We start from the raw sequence: 2237 nt of genomic DNA on the forward strand, positions 1-2237 counted from the left end.
GCGATTGACCTGAAGCCCCTCAGCCTTCAGCATCGCGGTCATTCGCCGCGAGCCCAGGAACGGCCAGGCGGTGAACAGCTCGTCGATTTGCCGCATCAGGGCAAGGTCGTTGTCGTTGGCCGGCCGTGGCGGTCGGTAGACCCCAGAGCGCGCAATGCCAAGCAGCATGCATTGCCGGCGGATCGACAGCGCCTTGTCGGCGCGATCGAGCATTCCTCGACGGTCCGGCGTGCTGATCTTCCGGACCTCCGCGCTAAAAAGATCCTATGAGGACTGCCGCGCCTCGGATCCTCGGTTACGATCGGCGCGTCACTCGAACCGGAGCACCATGCGATGTCGATCAGAACACAGCACTCGACCACAGTTGACACGGTTTACGCCGCGATCGAACTCAGCAAGAAGAGCTGGGTTCTAAGCATAGCGCATCCTGATCGCGACCGTCCCAGCATCCACCGTATCGCGGGAGGCGATTTTGACCAACTCATGGCGCGTCTGCGGGCGGCATCGAAGAACGGACGCCGCGTCTTGGTTTGCTACTAGGCTGGTTATGACGGGTTCTGGCTCGCTCGTTCGCTCGCCAGGCAGCAGATCGAATGCCGGGTTCTCGACCCGGCCAGTATCCAGGTCAATCGAAGAGCGAGGCGCGTCAAGACCGATCGGATCGACGTGCTGGCGCTTCTGCGAGCGCTGATTGCCATCGATCGTGGCGACCGTCATATCTGCGCTGCGGTTCGCGTACCCTCGATCAAAGAGGAAGACGCCCGTCGCTCTCATCGCGAACGTCAACGCCTGGTTCGAGAGCGCACAGGGCACATCAACCGGATCAAGGGGCTCCTGTTCGCGCAGGGCGTCCGTGGCATCGAGCCGCAACTGCGCCGGACTCGGATCGACTTCTCGGCGCTGCGGACCGCAGAAGGACATCCGCTGCCAGAACGGCTGCGGCGTGAATTGGAACGGGAATATGTTCGGCTCGAATTGGTCGAGACGCAGATCCGTGAGGCGGAGAGAGAGCGCGATACTGCCGACGCGCAATCACCAGCCATCGAACGCAAACGACAGTTGCTCATCAGCTTGCAGGGGATCGGCGGTGTCAGCGCAGCCATTCTAGCACGTGAGGTGTTCACCCGCACCTTCGCCAACCGACGTCAACTCGGCTCCTATCTTGGGCTGACGCCGAGCGCCTATGACAGCGGCTCAATGACACGCTCGCAAGGGATATCGAAGGCCGGCAACAGTTGGGCTCGCCGCGTGTTGATCGAGATCGCTTGGCTCTGGCGGAATATCAGCCGGCAAGCCCGCTCTCGCGCTGGTACGTCGAAAAGACGAAAAATCAGTCGCCGCGCATCCGACGGATCATGCTGATCGCGCTCGCGCGAAAACTCGCGATCACCCTCTGGCGCTATGTCGAGACCGGCGTTGTGCCGGAGGGCGTTAATGTGCCGCCCACCGCACCAGCAAAGGTTTGATTGAAGAGATCGCTGAGCTTCAAAGCCGATCGGCCGCGAAGACGGGGCGACGGGCGTCGAGGCAGCGATTGGCGTCTTTCACGGCGCCGGTAAAAAGTGTGAACTTGTCACCTCGATCGTCTGAAATGTGCATGCAGGATTGTGGCAAGCCGTCATGGAGCTGCCGGATATAAGTTGATGCGCCAAGCGTACGACCGCACCACAGAAGATCGATCCCATCGCTGAAACCATCCGATCGGAAAAAACGACGGCTTCCGGCCGACAATGATGACCAGACTGTTCTCCGGTCCATTGCAAAATTGGCCGGAATGAAAAAGCATGTCCTCCTTGACAAGCAGGCGCTCATATAAATCGCGCTCGACTGTCAGTTGTCCGATCTTGGCGTGCAGCTTCTCGATCTCGCGTTCGCGCGTTTCCTCGCTCTCCCGCCCGACACCCGCGTCAAAGGCCCGGGCCGCCTGGTCCAGCAGCTGCTTCTTCCACGCATAGATCTGGTTCGGATGCACCTCGTAGCGCTGCGCCGGATCCGCCTCCGTCGCCTGCTCCCACACCGCCTCCAGCGCAATCTTCGCCTTCAACGCCGCGTCGATCTTCCGTCGTGTCTTCTTCGTCATCATGCCCTCCGTCTATCAAACGGAGCGGCCCTTTTCCAACTTAGCCTCTGGTCCCAAAATCGGGGTCCATTTCAGTTATTGTTGCCCGACGCTGGGTCGTCGAACGCACGTTGGCATGGCTCAACCGCTGCCGACGTCTCGCCAAAGATTGGGAGGC

Annotated in this window: 3 protein-coding genes and 1 pseudogene; 2 read left to right on the plus strand and 2 right to left on the minus strand. The window is 60.7% G+C overall.

Translation table 11 applies throughout. The features are described from left to right. Positions 1 to 213 (minus strand): IS3 family transposase (locus tag AC5ZGW_RS45860; RefSeq protein ID WP_496114154.1); only part of this gene is annotated, 213 nt, incomplete at its 3' end. 375 nt (positions 214 to 588) lie between these two features. Here AC5ZGW_RS45860 and AC5ZGW_RS45865 point away from each other — a divergent pair. Continuing rightward, positions 589 to 1362, plus strand: coding sequence for an IS110 family RNA-guided transposase (locus AC5ZGW_RS45865; RefSeq protein WP_463703219.1), 774 nt, complete (start codon positions 589 to 591; stop codon positions 1360 to 1362). Positions 1363 to 1618: 256 nt separating this feature from the next. Here the strand turns inward: AC5ZGW_RS45865 and AC5ZGW_RS45870 are convergent, their stop codons facing one another. Further along, positions 1619 to 2080: a transposase gene (locus tag AC5ZGW_RS45870; protein WP_165435656.1), complete on the minus strand. Its 462-nt coding sequence runs from the start codon at positions 2078 to 2080 to the stop codon at positions 1619 to 1621. Positions 2081 to 2157: 77 nt separating this feature from the next. On the opposite strand from AC5ZGW_RS45870, the pseudogene AC5ZGW_RS45875 reads away from it, so the two are divergent. After that, positions 2158 to 2237, plus strand: a pseudogene (locus AC5ZGW_RS45875) (hypothetical protein); the annotation flags it as partial.

Source organism: Bradyrhizobium sp. Crot121, assembly GCF_059512385.1.

Excerpts from the sequence above, each read along its gene's own strand:
- AC5ZGW_RS45870 (WP_165435656.1), bottom strand. The coding sequence starts at position 2,080 with ATGACGAAGAAGACACGACGGAAGATCGACGCGGCGTTGAAGGCGAAG.